We start from the raw sequence: 15,421 nt of genomic DNA on the forward strand, positions 1-15,421 counted from the left end.
CCGCCATGGTCTCAGGAACGACTGACCGCGACGGCGCCTTCGCTTGTCTCGGCGCCGAACGGACTGCTTCTTCTACTTCGTCGCCGCGGCAGATTCGCCGGACCGGGACGGTGGCATGACCTCACGCTGCTGAGCGGACTCGGCGGCGGTGTGGGCGGAGGCAAAGGTGAAGGCGCGTGGCGACGGCCCGTTCGCCCGTAGGTCCGCCAGGCGTTCCAAGGCTTCACCGACGGTCGGGATGTGACCGGCGGGAACCCACCAAAGCACCAGGTGCGCCTCGACATGCCGCTCGAACCATTCGCGACGCCGCCGCATGACCTCCAAGTGCCCGCTGCGGTAGGCGAAGTCCCAGAGCGCCTCCTGGGTCTCCCACACGGACAGATTGATGATGACGTTCTCGCCCGCCGGACGGAGGCCGGTGGCGTCCGCCGCCCCCTCCCCCACGAGTCTCCAGACGAATCCGGGCGCGTCGTCGGCCGCGGCGTTGACCGGGTCCAGCATCTCTACGAAGTGTGCGCTGCGTGGGTCGTCGAGCGGATGACGGAGCGTGGAGACATTCAGCTGGGCGAGGTGGGCGGCAGGCGTGGGTGCGGTCATGGCCTCATCCCAGCATGGCCCGCTTTTCTATGTCAACGAGTTTTGTTTTTAGAAGCTTCGATCACGACGCAGCACTCCCCCGGCCGCGCGTCCATCCGGGTGCCTACGGGGCCGCCCGCACCGAGCAGCCCTTCCAGCAGCGCGAGATTCATGCCGCACACGAGCGGCGGGAAGCGTTCGGCGACGGCATGGAAGGGGCAGTTGCGCATACGGATGACGCGCGCCGCTTCCCCGGGCTCACCCTCCCCCTGGGAGTTCTCGGCGTCTTCGGCGTGCGGTTCGTAGCCGCGGGCAGCCAGGATCTTCATGGCCTGCTCGAGATCGGCACAGGGCGCAGCCGAGCCACGCAGGGCCTCGCCCCGGCGGCGGGCGGCGGCGCAGAGACCGGCGTCCAGGCCGGCCTCTTCGGCGGCCTCGGCGAGCAGTTCGGCGGCGGTGCGGTAGTCGCGGGCGGGCAGCGACACCGCCCGCTCGGTCCGCACCCGCGTGTACACCTTGGCGGGGCGGCCCGCCCCGGGGCCCGAGCGGCCGGTCAGGCGACGGCTGCCGCTCTCCAGCAACCCGGCCTCGGTCAGCTTGTCCAGGTGATGCGCTGCGAGCGTGCGTGTCACCCCGGCCGCCTCGGCGGCCTCGTTGCGGCCGACCTCGCGGCCCTGCGCCGCCACGTACTCGTACAGGCGACGCCGCACCGGATCATGCAGTGCCGCGATCGCGTCGATGTCCTCCATCCGGACATTCTAGAAACAATCCAGGTTGGAGATAGAAGAGCGGGGCGGGGCCCTGGCCCCCTTCTCCATGAGCATGCCGCGAAAGAGCGCGCCGGCGCAGGACCGGACTCCGCCGTCACGGGGATGGGACGGCGGAGCCGGCGCCGCTCATTGTTCCTGGTTCAACTGCCTTGCCGCCAGAGGGCCTTGTCCGGTCGAGCGGGAACGGGGGCCTGCAAGGGCGACCTCAGAGTGGGCCGGCCATGCTTGGCTCGCGGTCCGCGCCGGGCGATGGCCGTCACGCAAACATGTTGTGGTTCAGGAGATACGTGGCGTTTCCCGCGCGGATCCGGGCCGACCGACTACTCGCATCGACGACGAGTTCGAGCGTCGTACTCTGCCGGCCCCCGGTTCAGGGAGCGAACGGACGGCGGGCGGCTGATGGTGGTCGAAGAGCCGCGAGCGCTGACGCTCCCCACGAAGGCTCGGTCCGTCGGGCGCCAAGGCCGCTACCGGGGCTTCTGTACCGCGAACTCGTTGCCGTCGGGGTCGAGCATCAGCAGCTGACCACTGTCGCCTTCGCCGGTGTCGGTGCGGGTCGCGCCGAGCGAGATCAGGCGGTCGACCTCTGCGTTCCAGTCGGCGTCGGCGGGGATCGCCAGCTCCAGGTACAGCCGGTTCGTGCCCGCCTTCGGTGCCACCGGCGGACCACCCCACGTGATCTTCGTACCGCCGCTCGGCGACTGGATCGCAGTCTCCTCGTCCTGGTCCCAGACCAGGGGCCACCGCAGCGCCTCGCTCCAGAAGTAGCCGACCTTCTGCGTACCGTCGCAGGCAAGCGCTCCGACGACACCGGTGTCGGCGAGGAACTTGTTGCCCGCCGCGATGACGCAGAACTCGTTGCCGTCCGGATCGGCGAGCACCACATGCCCCTCTTCCGGGAGTTGACCGACGTCGATGTGCTGCCCGCCGGATGCCAATGCCCTGGCCACCGTCTGCTGCTGGTCCTCCGGGGTAGCGCTCGTCAGGTCGAAATGCGCCCGGTTCTGGGCGGTCTTCGGTTCCTGACTCAGCAGGAACCGGATGCGGAAACCGGCGGCGCTCGGAGGCAGGACCGCGACGTCATCGCCGTCCGGATCGTCGGCCAACTGCCAGCCCAGGATTCCGGACCAGAACCGTGCCAGGTCCGATGGCCGGGTCGCATTGAAGCAGATCGCGAACAGTTGACTGGTCATACCCCGCGCATCTCCGATCCGCTGACGGCCGACGCGGCACGCATCGCCCTCCCCGAGGCGCAGCCTAGGGGTGGCCCTTCGACACCCGCATCCGAGTTTCCGTCGCTTCCGCAGTCTCCGTCGCTTCCGGCGTTTCCGTCGCTTCCATCGCTTCCATCGGGAGTCGCGGAGTCGCGGCGTCACGTTTTCGCGAACGAGCAGCAGCAGCCCTGCTTACGCGCCGGCTCTGCTGCTCACCGCTCCGCGAGGATCAGGAGGATCCTCGTCCTTCCTCAGACAGACCACTTCAAGGGCTCGTTGTAAGAACCTTGCGAGTACGTGACCGCGGTGATCTTCGCGTCTGTCGGCAGCAGGTACGGCTGGCACACGGTGCGCTGGTCTCTCGGCTTCCAGATGTCTTCGCCGTCCAGCCGGGTGGTGCCGTCGTTGCCGACGCAGTCCTTGGGCCTGCTGCTGAGGTCGCCCATCAGGAGCAGGAGCTTCGTAGCGGGTCTGCCGTTGGCCTCGGCGCCGACGTCGCTCATCACCATGGGGACTTGATGGCGTTGGTGCCGACGTTCTTCGCCTTCACGTAGACCCAGGCGACCTTCTGCCCTTCGTACTTGCTCTGGTCGTCGAGTTCCTTGAGGTCTGCGGCCGTGCCCTCGATCACCTTCGTCGGCGTGACCAGGAACTTCGAGGTCTTCTTGTACTTGGTGATCTCCTGCGCGGGCCCGGGCTGCCCCAGGGTGAGCCGCGTGGGCGGGGAGCTGCTCGAAGAGGCGTCCTTCGCCGTGGTGTCGCCGCCCGGTCCACACGCGGTCAGTTCGACAGGTGCGGAACTGTGGAACGGATCCGGACCAAGGCTCACTCCGTGGCCGCCGTCTCCGGCACGACGTCGGAGCCCCTATCTGGCACAGCTGCCGACTGTCGTTCCTCGCGCCTGCCCAGCGCCGCGAGGAACAGTGTCACGGTGACCGACCCGGCCGCCATCAGGGTCATCGCCGTTGCCGGAGAGGCCAGTTGGGCCAGCGTGCCCGCGAGGACGGCGCCGATGCCCTGCAGAGCTGCCATGCCAGTGGCGTGCAGGCCGAGGGCCTGGCCCGTGAGGTCGTCGGGGGTGAGGGACAGCAGGCGTTCCTGCAGCACCAGGCTCGCTGCGAATCCGACAGAGGCGACGGTGACGGCCACAGCGGACAGTGCCACGCCGGGCCGCAGCACGAAGAACAGGTAGGGAGCCGCCAGCAGCAGGCGCAGCGGCGTCGCGAGACGGCGGCGTACCGCGGGCGGCACCAGGCGGCCCACCGCGAGGTCGCCCACGAACATGCCCAGCGCCCCGAACGCGTACAGCGTGCCGGCTGCCGCGGGGGCGTAGGAGACGTAGAGCGAGTCACTGCCGACGATGAGTCCGTTGGGGATCCAGAGGCCGAGGTACGCCAGGCGGCGCGGACGTGAGGACCACAGCAGGGCATTGGTGCGCCAGCTCGCCGCGGCGGATGGCCGGCCTGTGGAGCGGGGCGGGCGGGCCGTGAGGCCGAGGCGCGTGACGAGGGCCGACATCACGTACAGGGCCGCGGCGAGGAGGAGACAGGTCTGTGGGGACAGGAGTGTCAGCAGGGCGCCGCCCGTCGCGAATCCGGCCATCTGTGTCAGGCCCCAGAGCATGTTGTAGACGGATCGGCCCAGCACGTAGCCGTCCTTGGACAGGATCTCGTTCAGCAGTCCCCCACGTACTCCCCCGCTCAGTGACGCGACCAGCCCCTGCGACAGGACGACGGCGAAGACCGCCCAGACGGGCAGGCCGTCCAGCGCCAGCAGCGCCGTTCCGGCCGCGAAGGCGAGCCCGAGGCCGGACAGCACCGCGCGTGGCGGCAGCCGGTCCGAGCCCGAGAGCAGGAACGCGCCGCCCAGCAACTGCGCCAGTTGCGGGCCGAACATGCTCAACGCCGACAGGAGCGGGGAGCCCGTGGCCTTGAAGACCAGCGTGCCCAGGGCCAGCCCGCCGACCGTCTGGGCCGCAGCGAAGGCGGTGAAGGACAGCAGGAACGGGGTGAACTCCGGGGTCCGGAACAGGGAGCGGTAGCTGCGCATGTGCCGCAGTCTCGGAGCGGTCCGGAGACGTGTGTACCGTTTCGCCGACACGCGAAAGGTCGTACTCATGGGCTTGTGGCAGATCGGCACCGACACTCTCGCCCGCAGCCGCTTCGTCCTCTCGCCCTTCGCCGAGACGTTCGCGAGCCTGAGGCTGCTGCACACGGAGACGGGCGCCCATCCGGGCGAGGATGCCTGGCTGCGCGCCCACCTGCCCGGCTATCGCGCGCGCCTCGAAGCCGATCCGGTGGTCGCGCATCTCGTGCGGGTGGCCATCGGCACCTCGTGGATCGCCGACTTCTTCTGCCCCACCTCGTGTGTCGGGGAGACCTTCGGGGAGACCGTGGCGCGGGTGCGGGAGACCGGGGCCGAGGAGGCTCGGGCCAACCTCCGCGTGTGCCTCAAGGATTCGCTGCCCGCCGCCTTGGAGCGCAACGACCTGCCCGAGCGGGCGACCGCGCTCCTGACGTACGTCTGGGAGGAGACCGTACGGCCGGACTGGGACCGCCGACGACGTGTCCTGGAGGCCGACATGGTCGCGCGGACCGCCAGGGTGAACCAGGGCGGTTGGGCAGCCGTGCTGGATTCGTTGCAGCCGGGGATGACTCGGTGGCTCGGGGAGAGCAGGTTCCAGGTCAACCTGAACACGTATCCGCCGCGGGAGATCGCCGCCGGGGCCGAGCTGCTGTTCATGCCGGTGACACCGAGGACCGGTTGGGTGTCGTGGGAGGGACGAGAGCGGTACGCCGTCGTCTACCCGTGCCTCGGGGTGCTCTCCGAGGACCACGACCGCCGCCCCGTCCCGGCCGGTCTCGGCGCGCTCATCGGCACCGCGCGGGCCCGGCTGCTGGCGTTGGTCGGAACTCCCATGAGCACGACGCAACTCGTCGCCGTGACCGGGCAGGGGCTGGGGTCGGTGGGCCGGCACCTGCGGGTGCTGCTGGACGCGGGGCTCGTTCAGCGACGGCGGGCTGGACGGTCGGTGTTGTATGTGCGGACGGCGGCCGGTGAAGTACTCATGGATGCGTCGGGATCCGATGACGGTGGTCGGGAGCCGCAACGGGCCTTCGCGTAGTCGCGGACGATGCAACGGACGGCGGCACACGTATCTGCCGTCCGGCAGGGCTAGGGCCTGTCCGGCCCCTCAGTGGGCGGGAGGCCGTCGCCGTCTGCTCAGCCCTGACGACGAGGACTTCGTCATTCAGGCGGCCATCATCCGCCCGACCCGACAGCCTCGCCGCCCAACGCAAGGAACGTGCCCGCATCCGCGGCGAGAGGGACATCCGCTGAGGCGGACGCCCCTCTCGCAGTCGCAGCCTGAACTCGAGTGGGCCCTCGTGTCACCTTCGCCAGAACAGGTGGTGCGTCATGCCGCTCGGGCTGGGCACGATCTCCAGGTGGAACCGGTCGAGCAGCTCATCGGCGGATTCCCACAGGCGCAGTCCGGACCCGAGCTTCACCGGCGAGACCGCCACATGCATGGTGTCGACGAGGTCGGCATCGAGGAACTGCCGGATGGTGGTGACCCCGCCGCCGAGCCGGACGTCCTTGCCCTGCGCCGCTTCCCGCGCCTGTTCGAGGACCGTGGCCGGGTCGCTGTCGACGAAGTGGAACGTGGTGTCGGAGAGCGTGAACGACGGACGCGTGTGGTGGGTCAGGACGAACACCGGTGTGTGGAACGGAGGCTCCTCTCCCCACCAGCCGCGCCACTCATGGTCCTGCCAGGGCCCGCGCTGGGGCCCGAACTTGTTGCGGCCCATGATCTCGGCACCGATGTTCCGTGCGAAGTCCCGCGTGAAGTAGTCGTCGAGGCCCCGGCTCCCCCCGGGATCCGTGCGCATGGGCCAGCTCGCCGTGGCACCGGCCCAGGCGAACAGCCTCGCCGGGTCCACGGCGTGGCCGAACGGACTCTCGAGGCTCTGGTCCTCACCGGCACCGATTCCGTCACTCGAGACGGTGAAGTTCATGACTCTCAGCAGTTGTTCCACGTGTTTCCTTCTCAGGTCCTGTCGCGTCATCGTGTGGCGGGGCGCCGCACATCCTCACGTCGAACGGGGCGTGGCCGGATCGACAGCAGCCCGCAACTTTTTCCAAGGCACGTCAGGAAGCGGCCACGCTGGCGGTGTGCCCGTCGTGGACGCGGACGGCATCGAGGTGGCCTGGGTGGCCGTCGCCACCACTCACACGCGTCGCAACGGACGTCACCGCCCATCCAACCGTTCCAACCGTGCCAACCGCCAGCCCGGCGAACCTCCGCGGTCAGAGCACTGGGCGGCACGGCGAGGACCTGTGGTCCTGTCCACCGAGCCGTGTCCTACCCGGCCTTCTCCGCGCGGAAGGCGCGACGGTACGCGGCGGGAGTGGTGCGAAGGGCCTCGTGGAAGCGGCGGCGCAGGTTGACGGCCGAGGAGAGACCGACGCGGTGCGCGATGGTCTCCACGGGCAGGTCGGTCTCCTCGAGGAGCGCCCGGGTGGCGGCGATGCGCCGGTCCAGCAGCCACCGTCCGGGGCTGATGCCGAGTTGTTCGGTGAAGCGGCGAGTCAGTGTGCGGGACGAGACCTGGGCGCGAGCCGCCATCTCGGCGACGCTGACCGGCTGGTCCAGTCGCCCGGCCAGCCAGTCCAGCAGCGGGGCCAGCGAGTCGGCGACCGGTCCGGAGGTGGGCAGTTCGGCGTACTGCAGCTGGCAGCCCTCGCGGTGTGGCGGCATCACCAGTTGCCGGGCGATCCGGAGCGCGTACGCAGACCCCTGGTCGGCGCTGACCAGGTGCAGGCAGAGGTCCACTCCGGCCGCCGATCCGGCGCTGGTGGCGACGTCGCCGTGGTCCACGTAGAGCACCGCGGGATCGACCTGGACTTTCGGGAACCGGTCTGCCAGTTCGGGGGCCTGGGCCCAGTGGGTGGCGGCGCGTCGGCCGTCCAGCAGTCCGGCGGCGGCGAGCACGAACGCGCCCGAGCAGATGCCGACGATCCGGGCGCCGCGCCGGTGCGCCCGGCGGACCGCCGCGACGACCGCCGACGGCACGTCGGTACCGGGCGGTTGCCGCCAGCCGGGGACGAGCACGGTGTCCGCGCGCTCCAGCGCGTCCAGGCCTGCCGTGACCAGCATGTCGTAGCCGACGTCGGTGCGTACGGTGCCGGGGGACTCCGTGCAGACTTCGAAGGCGTAGCGCTGAGGGATCGCCGGTCCGTGGTCGCCGAACACCGCGCTCGCGCAGGCCAGCGGGAAGGTCGCCTGAGGGGGTTGCAGCAGCGCCACGACGCGGTGCGGTGCCGTGGAATGGGGCAGTGAGCCGGGCGTCATGGCGGGAAAGTACCTCACCGTGTCGTTCGAGACACTGGGGTGACCGATTGGTCCAGTCCAACATCAGTGCTGTGACCACCGCGCAGACGCATGACCAGACCGCCCAGCCCACCGTGCTCGATCCGCCGACCACTCAACGTCCCTTGTGGGAGCGGCGCTTCGCGCTCTACTTCACCGCCCGCACCATCTCACTGGTCGGCGACGCGATGATGCCGGTGGCGGCCGCGCTCGCGGTCGGCGCGCTGTACGGGATCTCCGGGGCCGGCCTCGTCCTCGGTACCTGGACCGGGACGTTCGTCCTCCTGGTCCTGTTCGGCGGGGTGTTCGCCGACCGGTTCGGAGCGCGCCGGATGATGGTTCTGGCGGACCTCGCCCGGGTGCTCACCCAAGGTGTGCTGGCTGCGGCGTTCTTCGCCGGACCGCCGCCGTTCTGGCTGCTGATCACCATGGCGGCACTGGCCGGGGCGGCCGTCGCGATGTTCCTGCCCGGGGTGAACGGGATGGTTCCGCTGGTCGCCCGCGAACCGCAGCGGGCCAACGCCACGCTCAAGGTGGCCGACGCCCTCGCCCACTTGATCGGCCCGGCCCTCGCGGGACTGCTGATCACGGCCACCAGTGCCGGGACCGTGTACGCCATCGACGCCGGTACGTTCCTGCTCAGCGCCTTGTGCCTGGCGCTCATCCGGCTCGCACCGGCCGACGCGTCCGCCGACACCTCGGTCGGCATCGGCTCCTCGCCCCGCACCGGCAGTTCGCTGCGGCGCGAGCTGCGACAGGGGTGGCAGGAGTTCCGCTCACGCACCTGGATGTGGGCGGTGATCCTCATCTGGATGGGCTACGGCGTGCTGCTCTTCGGGCCGCTGGTACCGCTCAGCTCGGCGCTGGTCGGCGACCGGCTCGGCCCGAACTCCTATGGCCTGGCCGTCTCCTTCCTCGGAGCCGGCACGGTGCTCGGCGGCCTGCTGGCACTGCGGCTGCGTCCGGCCCGGCCGCTGGCAGCCGGCGCGGTGGCGATGGTGCTGTACGCCGTGCTGCCGCTCTGCGTGGCGCTGGGCTCCGACCTGCCGCTGCTGCTGGCGGGTCACGCCCTCGGCGGCGGCGCCTTGGCGTTCTGGTCGGTGATGTGGGCGACGAGCGTGCAGACCCACACGCCGCCCGCTGTACTCAACAGGGTCAGCGCCTACGAGCTGGCGGGCTCGGTGTCCGGAATCGCGCTCGGCCAGATTTTGGCCGGGCCCGCGACCGCGCTGGCCTCCCCCGAGCGGCTCCTGCTGGTGTCGGCCGGCGCCTGCCTGGCGGGCTGCGCGGCGCTGTTCGCGATCCCGGCGATCCGCACTTTGCGCCGCGCCGCTCCCTCGGAGATCGACGGGCCGGGGGCCCCGGACGGACAGTGAACGGACTGTCTCACGATGTCGCCGGAGCTCCCGCCTGCCGGAGTCGGTGTCGGCTACGCGTCCCGGGCCAGGTCCCGGACGTCGGGGAGCGGCTGGAATCCGGCCGACTTGTAGGTGGCGAGGGCTGCGACGTTGCGGCTCGGCGTCGCGACGATCGCGCTCGACGATCCCAGCTCCTGGAGTGCGGCCACCGCGGCGAGGGTGATCGCCTTGCCGTGGCCGTGACCTCGATGATCCGGGTGCACGCCCATCGGTTCGAGCAACCCGGGCCTGCCACGACCGGCCGACCACACGGTCACCGCCGCCACCGCGTTGCCCGCGTCGTCGTACGCGATCAGACACCGGGCGTCGGCGTACGCCGGTCCGGCCGCCATCGCCTGCCAGCGCTCGTCCGTGAACGTCGGCCTGTCGAACGCTGCCCGATGTACGGCGGTCCGCACCTGTGCCTGCTCCGGTCCGGCCACCTCGACTCGCACGCCCGGATCCCGCACCGGCTGGGTGAGGTCACAGCTCAGCGGCGTCCACGGCTCGTCAGCGGTCCATCCGCTCTCGAGCAGCAGTTCTCGGACCAGCGCGCCCGTCGGTGCGTCGACGTACCCCTTCCGCTCCTTCAGTACGCCGCGCTCCGGAGCGCTCACGTCGTCGACCAGCCGACGCGCCAGCTCCTCGTCCCGGCGAGCATCCGGGGCCATCGTCAGGCGCAGCAATTCCGGCTCGTCCAGCAACCCGACGGCAACAATCCGTCCGCCCCGGCTCCACGTCCGCACCGCGGCGGCCGTCGCCTGCGCCCCGAACCGCCAGAACCAGCCCAGGTCGCCCGGGTGCAGGTGCATCGGCGCCCTGTCGTGCTGCCACTCCCGCAGCACGCCGACAATCTCGCCCAGCCCGTCAACTCCCGGCTCGCTCATCGCAATCGACATGCCCCCGATCACACCTCACCGCACCGACAGTCCGCACTCGATTTACGGCCGATGGCCGGTCGCTGCGTGGTGTGGTTGCCCCGTGCTCTTCATGCCCCATGGCTCGTCGCGGAGATCTGCCGTCTGGTCGCGTTGGCACCGATCGGGCTCATCTTCTTCGCCACGCGACACCGTGCGCGCTGAGAACCGCTTCTCCCAAGCGCTGTAGGGGCCCAACCGGACACGATCAGCAGGGGCAACGGCAACGACCAGCGAACCCTTCCGGCCCAATGCCGCGCGCACTCTCAACGACACCGCCCCGCACGATCGGCTCCTCAGCCGCGCCCCGAGTTCGCGGGCGTCTCGCGTTCTTGCAGGACCTGGCGCAGGGCGGTGATGCCGTTCAGGGCCGCGGGAAAGCCCGCGTAGGCGGCGAGGTGCGTGATGGTCTCGACGGCGTCGTCCCGGGTGCCCCCGGTGTTGAGCAGTCCGTGCAGATGCACCCGGAGTTGGGGCGCGGCGGTGCCCAGCGCGGTGCACATGGCCACGGATGCCAGCTCTCGGGTACGCAGGTCGATGCCGTGGCGGGCGTAGATGTCGCCGAAGACGAACTCGATGATGTAGCGGCCCAGGTCAGGGGCGATGTCGGCGAGGGACGTAACGACTGCTTCGCCTGCGTGGCCGTCGACGGCGGAGAGGGCGGCAAGTCCTCGCGTGTAGCGGTCGTCGATGTCGCTGTGACTGTCTTCGGCGCTGTTGCTGTCGGTTGCTTCGGACGCCTGGGATTCCTGGAGGTACCCAGGGTGTGAGTCGAAGACGGCACGTGCGGCGGTTACCGCGTTGAGCGCCGCCGGCACTCCTGCGTAGACGAGTGTGTGGATGAGCACCTCGGTGATCTCGCGTCGTGTGCAGCCCACGTTGAGGGCGCCCGCGATGTGGAAGCGCAGCTGCGGCTCCGCTGTGCCGAGGGCAGCGAGCGCGGCGATGGTGACGAACTGCCGGTCGCGCAGGGTGAGGTGAGGGCGGGAGTAGAGATCTCCGTACGCGAACTCGACGGCGTAGCGGGCGAGGTCGGGCGCGATGTCGTCGAGGGTCTCCAGTGGGGTCGGGGCGCCTGCTCCCACGGTGTCGAGCAGGGCGAGACCGCGCTCCAGTCGCGTGGGGCCGGTCGAGGATTCGTCGGAGAGGTGAGGTGTGGTCAAGAGGTGCTGCTCCTGTTCCTGTGCGAGAGCGAGGGCGGTCACGTTTTCCAACTGTCGAGTTGGAGTCTGGCACGGACGGCCACCCATGTCCAACCCTTCAGTTGGAGAATGGCTAGACTTGCCTCATGGCCTGGGACACCGCACGTACAAAACGGCTGCTGCTCGAGGCGGCCGTGACCGAATTCGCCGAGCACGGACCGCAAGGCGCCCGCGTCGACCGCGTCGCTTCGGCGGCAGGCGTCAACAAGGAACGGATCTACCAGTACTTCGGGAACAAGAAGTCCCTCTTCAACGCCGTACTGGAAGCAGAGCTGGCCCAGGCGGCCGCTGCGGTGCCCATGCCCGGTCCGGACGGCGACCTCGGGGAACTCGCAGGGCGCCTGTTCGACTATCACCGCGCCCACCCGCACCTGCTGCGGTTGCTCTCCTGGGAAGCACTGCAGGACGGCACCACCCCGCCGGTGTCCGAGGACGAACGCTCGGCCCACTACGCCGACAAGGCCGCCTCCATCGCCCTCCTGCAGCAGGCGGGCACCGCCACGACCGACTTCCCGCCCGGCCGGCTCTTCGGTGCCGTCTTCGCCCTGGCGACCTGGTGGCTCACCATGCCCCAGCTCGCCCGCATGACCCGGGCCGGAGCCGACAACTCCCCCGACGCACTCCGCGCCGACCTCATCGCCATGACGCGCCGCCTCACGACCGGGACAAGCGGCTCGGTTCAGCCTCACAGCGAGCAACAGGGCCCTGCCAGTTCCGAACCGGAGGCGAGTGCCTGAAGCGGTCTGCGCGGACCGGCTCCGGGCGACTGCGGCGGCATCGTGCAAGTGCGGGCCCCGACATTGAGCAGGTCCCGCGCCCCGTCACTGGATGAGGCTCCCCCGGTCGACGGCGTCGTTGCTCCACCTCTGCAGCTTCTCCGGGTTGCGTACGGCCCAGATGTGCGTGACGCGGCCGTCGCTCCCGACGTTGAACGCGGCCACCGTCACGGTGACGGAGTTCGTCCGCGTCTGGGCCACCAGGCCGGCACGTCCGTTGACCGTTCGCTGCAGCAGATTCATGGCCGGAGCCCGGTCGCCGATTCCGGTCAGGTAGCGAACGATGTCGCCCGCTCCGGTGATCGGGCGCAGGGCCGCGCCGACCAGGCCACCGCCGTCGGCGATGAGGGTGGCGTCCGGAGCGAGCAGCGCGATCAGGGCGGCGATGTCCTTGGTGTCCCAGGCGCGCCGGAAGTCGTGGACGACGGCGGTCTGTTGGGCGGTGGGGGCCTGGGCAGCGCGCGCGGTGCGGGCCCTACGGCGGGCGGACGAGGCCAGTTGGCGGCAGGCTTCCGGGGTGCGGCCGAGAACGGTGGCGACCTCGGCGTAGGGGTAGCGGAAGACGTCGTGCAGGACGAAGGCGATGCGTTCGGCCGGGGTCATCGTCTCGAGGACGACGAGGAGGGCCATGTCGACCGATTCGTCCAGGGTGACCTGTTCGGCCGGGTCGATGCCCGAGCCCCATTCACGGGTGTCGGGCACGGGTTCCGGCACCCATTCACCGACGTAGCGCTCACGCCGCGCCCGAGCCGAGCCGAGCACGTCCAGGCAGATGCGGGCGGCCACTCGCGTCAGCCAGGCACCCGGTGATGCGATGGCCTCTTGCTCCTGCCGGGACAGGGCGTACCAGCGCGCGTAGGTCTCCTGGACGGCGTCCTCGGCCTCGGCCAGCGATCCGAGGAACCGATAAGTGAGGTTCATGAGTTGGCGGCGCTCCCCCGCCACCTGAATCGAACCCGTCGCAGAACCACTCGCCGCGGAACCACTCGTCGCGGAACCGCTCACTGGCCCACCACTCGCAGCAGAAATACCCGTTGCTGAACTATCGGACATGCCTGTGACTCCCCCATGCGTACAGCGCCCCTCCACATGATCGCTGAGACGCAGCTCACACACCAGAGGTTTTGTTGCGCCTCACGTTTGCTGCGGCTGCGTCGTCGGACAGCTGACAGTCCGCGGTGTCAGCCCCGGACAACGCCCGAGCAGCAGCAAGGAAGGGGCGTCATGCCCGTACGCACCATGCCCGCACAGTCGGAGGCACAGCAGCCCGGCACCAGGTTCTCCGCATTCGTACGTGCCTCGATCGCCCTGCAGACCGTGGCCATCTTCCTGCAGGCAGTCAGCGCGGGACTGCTGTTGTCCGCTCAGCACGGCGACCTCATGCACAGCGTCGGCGCCCGTGTCATGTACGGCATGTCGATGCTGTACGTGCTCGCCGCGGTCCTCGCCTGGCGTCCGGGTGGCGCCTCGCCCCGCCCCGTCCTGTACGCGACCGGGTTCCTGCTCCTCGCGTCTCTCCAGGTGGTCCTCGGCATCGCTCACGTACTCAGCCTGCATGTCCCCCTGGGGATCCTCATGTTCGGCCTGAGCGTGCTCGACCTGGGCCGGGTCCTGACACGAAGCGGGGTCCGGGCCACCGTCACCGCGTGAGACACGGCCGTCGGCCTCATCCGTGCCGCAGCGACCCCTGACACACCGGCTCGGGCCGGATCCGGTGGCACGCGGCGTGGGGCCTTCGCTCTCGGTTCGCCGCTCCGACTGCCTCACTCGAGAGGACCAATCGGCACACGATTCGGCTGCTTGCCGCACGTAGGAGTGGACCCCGCCGAAATCAGCGGGCGCAGACACGGGTCGTCGCTGGTGAGAGCCGATTCTTCCGGCGAGAGCTCTTCCTTCGAGAGCGTTTCCTTCAGACGGGAGTTGTCATGATTCGCAAGGTGATGGCCGGAGCCGCTCTGGCGTCCGCCGCCGCTGCTGCCACCGTCGGCGCCGCCGGTGTCGCCTCCGCCGCCGAGGCCGCCCCGCAGGCGGACTCGATGACCAGCGCGCACGACATGAACCAGGCCTCGCGCGCCGCCTACGGCGAGACCATGTCGGGCACCGGCACCTCGCAGTTCGCCACCGACAACGGCGACGTCGCCATCGCCGGAGACCCGGGCGGCATCGCCAACACCTACGGCTCCTCGTTCGTCAACGTCGACCTGCGTTGCGCCGTTGCCGACCCCCAGGGCGTCGGCGGCAACGTCCTCGGCGGCCCGGTCAGCACCTGCACCAACGAGCCCGTCGACCAGTACGACGCCGAGGAGCGCATCCTCTGACCCGCACCCGGGTTCCCTCGCGGGCACGATCAGCACGTCCCGCTTCAGCCGCGTTCCTCCATGCGCGGCCGAGGCGGGACGTGTCGTGTTTGAGCGCCGGTGTTCGGCGGCTACGGGCTACTTGCCCGCACCCGCACCGGAGTTGACCGCGCCGCAATGCCGGTCGTGGCCCGCCGCGTGCTGCGCCTTGTACTGGGCGTCCTTGAGCGCCTGTTCCTGGGACCTGTCCAGATGCCCGCCGTTGCGCACGACGCGCAGCAGGTCCTTCTTCAGCGCCTTGTAGTCCCGCTCGGCGCCCTGCGCGGCCTTGGCGTGCCGGCCGCAATCCTTGTTCCGCTCGCCGCGGTGCTGCTTGTGTGCCTGGTGCTCGGGGGCGACGTCCTGCTCGCTGTGCCAGCCGCCCGGGTGGATGACGCCCACGAAGCCGTTGGCCTGGTTCAGGACGTACGTGAAGCCGTGGGTCTTCTTACTGGGGTGCTTCGCGTCGAGGGCGGCGATGCGGGTGCCGTGCTGGGTGATCCAGGCCTGCCAGTGCCCGTCGGAGAGGTGGCTGATGTGCGCCACGGTGCCGTCGCTCAGGTCGATGTCCTGCGGCTGGTCCAGGGTGGGCGACGGCAGGGTCACGTCGACGGCAGGCGCTTGGGCATGCCCGGTGGCGGCGCCTGCCGTGGAGGCCAGAGCCGTGACGGCCCCGATTCCGACGATGGCGGAGACAAGGCTGGTACGGACGATTCGAGAGGTCTGCATGGGATGGCCCCCTTTGCTTCCTGTTCGGTGGTTGGTGCGACGTCACTGAACGTAGGAGCTGCACATCAAGGCAATCCGTATGAAATGTCACAGAAATCGCACGAAGCGGTGATCGGGCGAGGCAGAGGCCTTA

At 69.9% G+C, this 15,421-nt stretch carries 17 protein-coding genes; 5 read left to right on the forward strand and 12 right to left on the reverse strand.

What is annotated here, in order from left to right; all coding sequences use genetic code 11:
• Positions 1-72: 72 nt before the first annotated feature.
• From ACQUQD_RS01160 to ACQUQD_RS01185, 6 genes are all read right to left on the reverse strand, one after another.
• Positions 73-597 carry a DUF3291 domain-containing protein gene (locus ACQUQD_RS01160; RefSeq protein ID WP_428949991.1) on the reverse strand — a complete coding sequence of 175 codons (525 nt, stop codon included), beginning with the start codon at positions 595-597 and terminating at the stop codon, positions 73-75.
• A gap of 32 nt (positions 598-629) precedes the next feature.
• On the reverse strand, positions 630-1,325 hold the full coding sequence (locus ACQUQD_RS01165; RefSeq protein ID WP_428949992.1) for a helix-turn-helix transcriptional regulator: 696 nt from the start codon (positions 1,323-1,325) through the stop codon (positions 630-632).
• A 488-nt stretch (positions 1,326-1,813) separates the two neighbouring features.
• A complete protein-coding gene (locus tag ACQUQD_RS01170) occupies positions 1,814-2,539 on the reverse strand; it encodes a VOC family protein (RefSeq protein ID WP_428949993.1) in 726 nt (241 codons plus the stop codon).
• Positions 2,540-2,811: 272 nt separating this feature from the next.
• Positions 2,812-3,069, reverse strand: a complete 258-nt coding sequence (locus ACQUQD_RS01175) for a hypothetical protein (RefSeq protein ID WP_428949994.1) — start codon at positions 3,067-3,069, stop codon at positions 2,812-2,814.
• Entirely contained in the window at positions 3,063-3,389 is a 327-nt protein-coding gene (locus tag ACQUQD_RS01180) for a hypothetical protein (RefSeq protein ID WP_428949995.1), read from the reverse strand. The genes ACQUQD_RS01175 and ACQUQD_RS01180 overlap by 7 nt, the downstream gene beginning before the upstream one ends.
• Positions 3,386-4,609 (reverse strand): MFS transporter, encoded by a 1,224-nt coding sequence (locus ACQUQD_RS01185; protein WP_428949996.1) that lies wholly within the window; start codon positions 4,607-4,609, stop codon positions 3,386-3,388. The genes ACQUQD_RS01180 and ACQUQD_RS01185 overlap by 4 nt, the downstream gene beginning before the upstream one ends.
• Before the next feature lie 67 nt (positions 4,610-4,676).
• On the opposite strand from ACQUQD_RS01185, the gene ACQUQD_RS01190 reads away from it, so the two are divergent.
• Entirely contained in the window at positions 4,677-5,684 is a 1,008-nt protein-coding gene (locus ACQUQD_RS01190; RefSeq protein ID WP_428949997.1) for an ArsR/SmtB family transcription factor, read from the forward strand.
• 265 nt (positions 5,685-5,949) lie between these two features.
• Here ACQUQD_RS01190 and ACQUQD_RS01195 read toward each other — a convergent pair whose 3' ends face one another.
• Positions 5,950-6,597, reverse strand: coding sequence for a dihydrofolate reductase family protein (locus tag ACQUQD_RS01195; RefSeq protein ID WP_428949998.1), 648 nt, complete (start codon positions 6,595-6,597; stop codon positions 5,950-5,952).
• A gap of 326 nt (positions 6,598-6,923) precedes the next feature.
• Entirely contained in the window at positions 6,924-7,913 is a 990-nt protein-coding gene (locus tag ACQUQD_RS01200) for a GlxA family transcriptional regulator (RefSeq protein WP_428949999.1), read from the reverse strand.
• Between the two features lie 71 nt (positions 7,914-7,984).
• Here ACQUQD_RS01200 and ACQUQD_RS01205 point away from each other — a divergent pair, with 71 nt between their 5' ends.
• A complete protein-coding gene (locus ACQUQD_RS01205; RefSeq protein WP_428950000.1) occupies positions 7,985-9,307 on the forward strand; it encodes an MFS transporter in 1,323 nt (440 codons plus the stop codon).
• A gap of 53 nt (positions 9,308-9,360) precedes the next feature.
• On the opposite strand, the gene ACQUQD_RS01210 is transcribed toward ACQUQD_RS01205, so the two are convergent.
• Both ACQUQD_RS01210 and ACQUQD_RS01215 read right to left on the reverse strand, forming a co-directional pair.
• Complete coding sequence (locus tag ACQUQD_RS01210; protein WP_428950001.1) at positions 9,361-10,227, reverse strand: GNAT family N-acetyltransferase; 867 nt, start codon at positions 10,225-10,227, stop codon at positions 9,361-9,363.
• A gap of 314 nt (positions 10,228-10,541) precedes the next feature.
• Positions 10,542-11,408: a carboxymuconolactone decarboxylase family protein gene (locus ACQUQD_RS01215; RefSeq protein WP_428950002.1), complete on the reverse strand. Its 867-nt coding sequence runs from the start codon at positions 11,406-11,408 to the stop codon at positions 10,542-10,544.
• Positions 11,409-11,533: 125 nt separating this feature from the next.
• Here ACQUQD_RS01215 and ACQUQD_RS01220 point away from each other — a divergent pair, with 125 nt between their 5' ends.
• Entirely contained in the window at positions 11,534-12,184 is a 651-nt protein-coding gene (locus ACQUQD_RS01220; RefSeq protein WP_428950003.1) for a TetR family transcriptional regulator, read from the forward strand.
• A gap of 84 nt (positions 12,185-12,268) precedes the next feature.
• Here ACQUQD_RS01220 and sigJ read toward each other — a convergent pair whose 3' ends face one another.
• A complete protein-coding gene (sigJ, locus tag ACQUQD_RS01225) occupies positions 12,269-13,144 on the reverse strand; it encodes an RNA polymerase sigma factor SigJ (protein WP_428950004.1) in 876 nt (291 codons plus the stop codon).
• Between the two features lie 318 nt (positions 13,145-13,462).
• Here sigJ and ACQUQD_RS01230 point away from each other — a divergent pair, with 318 nt between their 5' ends.
• Entirely contained in the window at positions 13,463-13,873 is a 411-nt protein-coding gene (locus ACQUQD_RS01230; protein WP_428957416.1) for a hypothetical protein, read from the forward strand.
• 275 nt (positions 13,874-14,148) lie between these two features.
• The gene (locus ACQUQD_RS01235; protein ID WP_428950005.1) at positions 14,149-14,541 is read left to right on the forward strand and encodes a hypothetical protein; all 393 of its coding nucleotides are present in this window, start codon (positions 14,149-14,151) and stop codon (positions 14,539-14,541) included.
• A 117-nt stretch (positions 14,542-14,658) separates the two neighbouring features.
• Here the strand turns inward: ACQUQD_RS01235 and ACQUQD_RS01240 are convergent, their stop codons facing one another.
• A complete protein-coding gene (locus ACQUQD_RS01240; protein WP_428950006.1) occupies positions 14,659-15,288 on the reverse strand; it encodes a hypothetical protein in 630 nt (209 codons plus the stop codon).
• Between the last annotated feature and the right edge of the window lie 133 nt (positions 15,289-15,421).

Source organism: Streptomyces sp. cg35 (genome assembly GCF_050410835.1).
Classification (GTDB): Bacteria; Actinomycetota; Actinomycetes; order Streptomycetales; family Streptomycetaceae; genus Streptomyces.

Coding starts and splice junctions, on each gene's coding strand:
- ACQUQD_RS01185 (WP_428949996.1), bottom strand. CDS start 4,609: ATGCGCAGCTACCGCTCCCTGTTCCGGACCCCGGAGTTCACCCCGTTC.
- ACQUQD_RS01220 (WP_428950003.1), top strand. CDS start 11,534: ATGGCCTGGGACACCGCACGTACAAAACGGCTGCTGCTCGAGGCGGCC.
- ACQUQD_RS01165 (WP_428949992.1), bottom strand. CDS start 1,325: ATGGAGGACATCGACGCGATCGCGGCACTGCATGATCCGGTGCGGCGT.
- ACQUQD_RS01230 (WP_428957416.1), top strand. CDS start 13,463: ATGCCCGCACAGTCGGAGGCACAGCAGCCCGGCACCAGGTTCTCCGCA.
- ACQUQD_RS01240 (WP_428950006.1), bottom strand. CDS start 15,288: ATGCAGACCTCTCGAATCGTCCGTACCAGCCTTGTCTCCGCCATCGTC.
- ACQUQD_RS01210 (WP_428950001.1), bottom strand. CDS start 10,227: ATGTCGATTGCGATGAGCGAGCCGGGAGTTGACGGGCTGGGCGAGATT.
- ACQUQD_RS01190 (WP_428949997.1), top strand. CDS start 4,677: ATGGGCTTGTGGCAGATCGGCACCGACACTCTCGCCCGCAGCCGCTTC.
- sigJ (WP_428950004.1), bottom strand. CDS start 13,144: ATGAACCTCACTTATCGGTTCCTCGGATCGCTGGCCGAGGCCGAGGAC.
- ACQUQD_RS01235 (WP_428950005.1), top strand. CDS start 14,149: ATGATTCGCAAGGTGATGGCCGGAGCCGCTCTGGCGTCCGCCGCCGCT.
- ACQUQD_RS01200 (WP_428949999.1), bottom strand. CDS start 7,913: ATGACGCCCGGCTCACTGCCCCATTCCACGGCACCGCACCGCGTCGTG.
- ACQUQD_RS01160 (WP_428949991.1), bottom strand. CDS start 597: ATGACCGCACCCACGCCTGCCGCCCACCTCGCCCAGCTGAATGTCTCC.
- ACQUQD_RS01170 (WP_428949993.1), bottom strand. CDS start 2,539: ATGACCAGTCAACTGTTCGCGATCTGCTTCAATGCGACCCGGCCATCG.
- ACQUQD_RS01175 (WP_428949994.1), bottom strand. CDS start 3,069: ATGGTGATGAGCGACGTCGGCGCCGAGGCCAACGGCAGACCCGCTACG.